This is a genomic window from Coleofasciculus sp., assembly GCF_046539235.1.
Classification (GTDB): domain Bacteria; phylum Cyanobacteriota; class Cyanobacteriia; order Cyanobacteriales; family Coleofasciculaceae; genus Coleofasciculus.
The window spans coordinates 1-5,446 of the sequence record NZ_JBKHHI010000432.1 but is presented as its reverse complement, the minus strand read 5'-3'; the positions used below and the strand labels follow the sequence as shown (position 1 = coordinate 5,446).

The 5,446-nt window shown below is 44.6% G+C and carries 6 protein-coding genes; 5 read left to right on the top strand and 1 reads right to left on the bottom strand.

Features of this window, described 5'->3' with window-relative positions; genetic code table 11:
• Positions 1–157: 157 nt before the first annotated feature.
• On the bottom strand, positions 158–1,054 hold the full coding sequence (locus ACLFWI_RS26030) for a glycine betaine ABC transporter substrate-binding protein (protein WP_446415332.1): 897 nt from the start codon (positions 1,052–1,054) through the stop codon (positions 158–160).
• Between the two features lie 333 nt (positions 1,055–1,387).
• Here ACLFWI_RS26030 and ACLFWI_RS26025 point away from each other — a divergent pair, with 333 nt between their 5' ends.
• The 5 genes from ACLFWI_RS26025 (at position 1,388) to ACLFWI_RS26005 (ending at position 5,234) form a co-directional block, all read left to right on the top strand.
• A complete protein-coding gene (locus tag ACLFWI_RS26025; RefSeq protein ID WP_446415331.1) occupies positions 1,388–2,308 on the top strand; it encodes a DUF928 domain-containing protein in 921 nt (306 codons plus the stop codon).
• A gap of 89 nt (positions 2,309–2,397) precedes the next feature.
• Positions 2,398–3,288 (top strand): metallophosphoesterase, encoded by an 891-nt coding sequence (locus ACLFWI_RS26020; RefSeq protein WP_446415330.1) that lies wholly within the window; start codon positions 2,398–2,400, stop codon positions 3,286–3,288.
• 1 nt (position 3,289) lies between these two features.
• Entirely contained in the window at positions 3,290–4,432 is a 1,143-nt protein-coding gene (locus ACLFWI_RS26015) for a histidinol-phosphate transaminase (RefSeq protein ID WP_446415329.1), read from the top strand.
• Positions 4,433–4,467: 35 nt separating this feature from the next.
• Positions 4,468–4,788, top strand: coding sequence for a hypothetical protein (locus tag ACLFWI_RS26010; RefSeq protein WP_446406171.1), 321 nt, complete (start codon positions 4,468–4,470; stop codon positions 4,786–4,788).
• A 20-nt stretch (positions 4,789–4,808) separates the two neighbouring features.
• The gene (locus ACLFWI_RS26005) at positions 4,809–5,234 is read left to right on the top strand and encodes a hypothetical protein (RefSeq protein WP_446415328.1); all 426 of its coding nucleotides are present in this window, start codon (positions 4,809–4,811) and stop codon (positions 5,232–5,234) included.
• The last annotated feature ends 212 nt before the right edge of the window (positions 5,235–5,446 follow it).

Sequence of the window (5,446 nt, the reverse complement as noted above, 5' to 3'; positions counted from 1 at the left end):
ACTCTCCCACTCTCCCACTCAAAACTTACCTTCGTTACGCCACATACCGTGAAAAGAAAGATGGTCATTCCTTCCCAGCACAGTTTTATGGGCGCAAGCCTTGCGCCCCTACAAAATTCATCCAATTAGGTGTGCCACTATAATGGCACAACCTCAATCATTCTAAAAAGCCTTCTTGGATCAGAAACTCTCTAGCCACCTCAGCCGGTTCGCGCTTTTTGCCACTCACTTCATAATTCAGTCGTCGCATCGTTTCATTGGTTAACTTGGGCGCTAGCTGATTCAGCGCGTCTCGAATTCCTGGATGCTTGTCCAATGTTTCTTGACGCACCACTGGTGCAACTTGATAGGGCGGAAAAAAGTTTTGATTATCCTCTAATACAACCAAATTAAACGCGCTGATTTCACCATCAGTACCAAATGCCACAGCGACATCGGCTTGACCTTCGCTTAAGGCTTGATATCTTAATCCTGGATCAGCCGGAATAAATTTTTCAAGCTGAAAGTCCCCATAAACTTGTTTTAACCCCGGTAATCCATCCTCACGCACCTCAAATTCTGGTGGACCAATCAGAGTTAATTGACTTGCCTGATCAACCATATCGGAAATTGTTTTAATATTATATTCTTTCGCCCCCTCTGGCGTCATGACCAAAGCTTGCGTGTTATTCATCGGTGCAGGTTCTAGCCAAACCAAATTATATTTCTCCTGATAACTATCCGCCACGGTTTGATAAACCTGCTGCGAATCACTACTGACAGGACGATTTAACACAGTTAACAAAGCCGTCCCCGTATACTCTGGATATAAATCAATTTGACCACTTTCCAAACCCGCTTGCGCCACGGGTGTTCCACCTAAGTTTAGCTTCCGTTCGACATCAAACCCTTGGTTTTCCAGTACCAACGCATACATTTCCCCTAAAATAAATTGCTCAGTAAAATCTTTCGATCCGACCTTAATTGCACTCCCACCCCCCTGACAAGCGATCGCGAACAGCATCGTCAACACAGCCAGTCCAATCAGCGTAACAGTTCGACGCATTCGCGGCATAAATCTACCAAGTCTCAACATTCTTGTATAGTACCAAGAAACAGATCAGTTTCCGACTAAGTGGCTGCTGATCCAAAACTGAGAGTGACACACCTCATCACTACTTTGTAAAGTAAACATTAAGAAAATACCAATATTTTTTTTGTGGATTACGGCGGATATTCCAGGGAATAGTTCTTTCGACTCAATGACTGACTATCTAACCCACCTGGCACTATCTCAAGGTTTTATGCTTAAATAGTTTTTTCATAAACCAATCCTTTGTCAGGAATAACAAGTTAATTCCATTCTTTTTAATTCGTCCTGTGTACATCTAGACCAAGTCTAGTCCTAATGACCAATGACCGGGAAAGCTATACTGAATTTATAGTCATGCCGAACGCGATCGCGAATACTATGATTTCTCATAAAAATTGGATGCTAGCTTGTTTAAGCTCATGGATAAGTCTAATTGGATTAGCAATTTCACAGCCAGCTCAAGCCGAGTCTTGGCTTGTCACAAATTTTAATAATGAAACTGAAATTAAAGATTTGGTAAAGTGTGGCTATACCAAGGAACAAATTACGCTGAAGACTCCTGGCGATAGAATATTGAATCAATTAGACATTACACCAGGAAATAGGATTGAAGACTATGCCGCAACTCGTTGCCAAGGATACCGCCCGCCGATTCCGTTAATGGCATTAATCCCTCAATCTACATTTGGCAGAACTCTCGATGAATATCCAACATTATATTTTTATATTCCGGACGTAAGTTTAAAAAATGTTAAAGCTGAGTTTAGTTTCTACGATCAAAACTTAAAAACTATAATTTATGAAAAAGAAATAACACTACAAGCGAGTGATAGCATTGTTGCTGTTGATCTAGCCAATGCTCCAGATTTACCCCCCTTAGAGGTGGGCAGACCCTATTTCTGGTATTTCAGTATCATTTTTGATCAGTATGACCGCAGTGACAGCACTTATGTCGCGGGGTGGATACACAGAGTTACGCCAAATTCCCGAATTAATCAGGAATTAAACAGAGCTACACCTGAGGCGAAGCCTGCTATATATGCCAATCATGGGATTTGGTATGAAACTCTCGAAAGTCTAGCCCAGTTGCGTTGTTCCGATCCGGAGGATTCTACTCTAGCATCAAATTGGCAATCTGTATTGCAGCAAGTTGGATTATCCGACATTGCTAGAAAACCTTTGGCGCAATGTCAGTCAGACTTAATAGCCGAGCAGTTCTCGGAATCGACGGAGTAACCTGAGTATAGGGGATCACAAGGAACCCATCCAGTTTAGCGCTAAGCTAATCTGGGATCATGCTTGCCAGATTAATTACAACCAATACTATGGCGTGGGTATTTTCAGGAAAATTAAGGGTTGAGCGGATAACGGTTGCGATCGCCGATTTGCCGCCGTCGTTACAAGGAACCAAATTGGTACAGCTTACCGATTTACATTATGATGGTATTCGCCTGTCGGAAGCAATGCTGGCGGAAGCGATTGAAGTCAGTAATCAGGCTGAACCGGATTTAGTACTGTTAACCGGAGACTACATCACCTACGAGCCAGAACCGATTTATCAACTGGTACGGCGATTAAAATACCTGGAAAGTCGTGCTGGAGTCTATGCGGTACTGGGAAATCACGATATTTATCATCACCAAGCCAAAACCACAGTCACTGAGGCGCTAACCCAGATTGGCGTGGGTGTTTTATGGAATGAAATTGTCTATCCGTTAGGGAAGGAATTAGCCTTGGTGGGATTGGCTGATTTTTGGTCGCGTGAGTTCAATCCCGCCCCGGTGATGAACCAAATCGATCCTCAAATACCCCGTATCGTCTTATCTCATAACCCAGACACGGCTGAACCTTTGCAGGAATGGCGCATTGATTTACAACTATCGGGTCATACCCATGGGGGTCAAGTGGTAATTCCCGGATTTGGACCGATTGCCTTATTACTACCTATTCTCCGGCAAAATCTGCCTCGACCCCTGCACAAATGGATTCCCTTCCTGAGAGAATGTTATCGAGTGGTCGATCATTGGGAATGGGGTCAAGGAATGCATCAAATTGGTGCAAATCGTATGTATGTGAATCGGGGTTTAGGAACTTACGCACCTGGACGCTTATTTTGTCCGCCAGAAGTTACCATTATTACGTTGGCGAGGGCAAAGGGAACAGGAAACAGGGAACAGGGAATCAGCAAACCAGTATCAATAGAAACAGGTAACTAATATGTTGGGGTTCATCCGCTCAGATTTGGCTAAATTTACGGCTTACACTCCTAATCCAGGGGGAGATTCGGGTAAAGCAATCAAATCCGTTGATCGCGTGGATGCAAATGAAAGTCCTGATGATTTGCCCGTTGAGTTAAAAGAAAAGCTGACATGGACATATCAACAGGAGATTGAGACGAACCGCTATCCCGATGGTTCTCATCAAGCCCTCAAAGACGCGATCGCGAATTATGTGACTGAATCGGCTGATCTAGAAACAGCCGTAACCTCTAGCCAAATCTCAGTCGGTAATGGTTCAGATGAACTGATTCGTTCTCTATTAATTGCCACCTGTTTACGGGGAGAAGGTTCAATTCTCGTCGCCAATCCCACATTCTCCATGTACGGGATTCTGGCGCAAACCTTGGGTATTCCGGTGGTGACTGTTGAGCGTTGTCAGGATAACTTTGAGATTAATCTAGACGAAGCCCAACGCGCGATCGCCCAATCTGAACATCCCCCTATCCGTGTAGTTTTCGTTATTCACCCCAACTCCCCCACAGGGAATTCACTCACACCTGCTGAACTCAAATGGTTGCGAAGTTTACCTGATCATATTTTGGTGGTGATTGATGAGGCATACTTTGAATTTAGCCAAACCTCTGTCGTTAAAGAATTATCCCAACATCCCAACTGGGCAATTCTGCGAACTTTTTCCAAAGCCTTTCGCTTAGCCGCCCATCGGGTAGGGTACTGTATCGCCCACCCAGAATTAATTGCCGCATTAGAAAAAATGCGCTTACCTTATAATTTACCCAGCTTTTCCCAAGCCGCCGCTCTTGTCGCCCTGACTCACCGAGATCAACTCTTAGCCGCGATTCCCCAAATTATTGCCGAACGCAATAAATTATTAGCAGCATTATCAGAGCATCCCGGCTTACAGGTTTGGTCAAGTGCTGCTAATTTTATTTATATTCGCCCTCGCCAACTGGAACAAAATACCTTAAGCCAGATTGTCCAACAGATGAAAGCCCAAGGTACAGTAATTCGGAATACAGGTGGCGGATTACGAATTACTGTGGGTTCTCCAGAGGAGAATCAGCGCACCTTACAGCGACTGTACCAAACGTTTGAGAAGGATTCGCATTGCGGTTATTCTTGACAATCCGCGCTAAAGTTATTAACAAGTAAACTTCAATGCCGTCAGGTAACATCCTCACTGCCACAGATGCCCTAAATCGGCTCATCAATGGAATCGATAAAACCACTCTCGAAACCGAACTTATCGCTTCAGGTTGGACATCCACCCCAGCCAAAGGTGGATCGAAAAGCGGTCAAGGTACGATCTGGACAAGCGTAGACGCTCAATGCAGCGTCAGAATCATGACTCAACGCGATGGTTTATCCTACGTTCGCGTTTACAATGGTCCTGGAGGTGGCGCACCCGGAGAACAACCCCTAAACTCATCAGGAAAACCTGGAAGTCGGCGAGACAGCCACTTTATCTTACTCCCCTAACCCAACTCATTCGCCAGACTATGAACTTTGAAGAAATTTGGCAACAATACGACTTTACCGAAGCAGAATTGCTTTCAATGGAGTGGCAATTTCCCTATGACTATATCCTCAACCTCAACTACTACTGGGAACTCAACTCAACCAACACTTATCCTGAAATCGCTAACACTGACCAACCCCTAAAACTGATCTTGAAATCTTGCATTCGCCTTAACGTACAACTGTACCCAAATCCCAATGAATTAGAACAATTTCCAGCCAACCTTGGCACAATTATTGGCTGGGGAAAAGTCACTCCTTCACCTTGGTTAGAACAACTATCTCTTTCCCCTAGCGACTGGCTGCATCTATTTTTTGACATTGGTGGAAATAACAAACTTGAAGCCCTTTGCCATTCACTAGCTATCGAACAGTTAGCACAACAACCTTTAGCACTAACTTCATAAGTCACCAGGGATGGAAGTTATTCGACACCAAGATGCGATCGCCTGAAACACCGTAGGGGCGCACAGACGTGCATTGGTGTCAACTTAAGGCTGAAACCCTTACTTAATTAGAGATCCCCCCTAGCCCCCCTTTTAGATCCCCCTCCCGTCCCCCTTTTAGATCCCCCTCCCGTCCCCCTTAAAAAGGGGGAAGCCAGAGGATGCTTCGCTTT

Bases quoted from the DNA above. Each gene is read 5' to 3' on its own strand.
- ACLFWI_RS26025 (WP_446415331.1), top strand. From the start codon at position 1,388: ATGACCAATGACCGGGAAAGCTATACTGAATTTATAGTCATGCCGAAC.
- ACLFWI_RS26010 (WP_446406171.1), top strand. From the start codon at position 4,468: ATGCCGTCAGGTAACATCCTCACTGCCACAGATGCCCTAAATCGGCTC.
- ACLFWI_RS26030 (WP_446415332.1), bottom strand. From the start codon at position 1,054: ATGCCGCGAATGCGTCGAACTGTTACGCTGATTGGACTGGCTGTGTTG.
- ACLFWI_RS26005 (WP_446415328.1), top strand. From the start codon at position 4,809: ATGAACTTTGAAGAAATTTGGCAACAATACGACTTTACCGAAGCAGAA.
- ACLFWI_RS26020 (WP_446415330.1), top strand. From the start codon at position 2,398: ATGGCGTGGGTATTTTCAGGAAAATTAAGGGTTGAGCGGATAACGGTT.
- ACLFWI_RS26015 (WP_446415329.1), top strand. From the start codon at position 3,290: ATGTTGGGGTTCATCCGCTCAGATTTGGCTAAATTTACGGCTTACACT.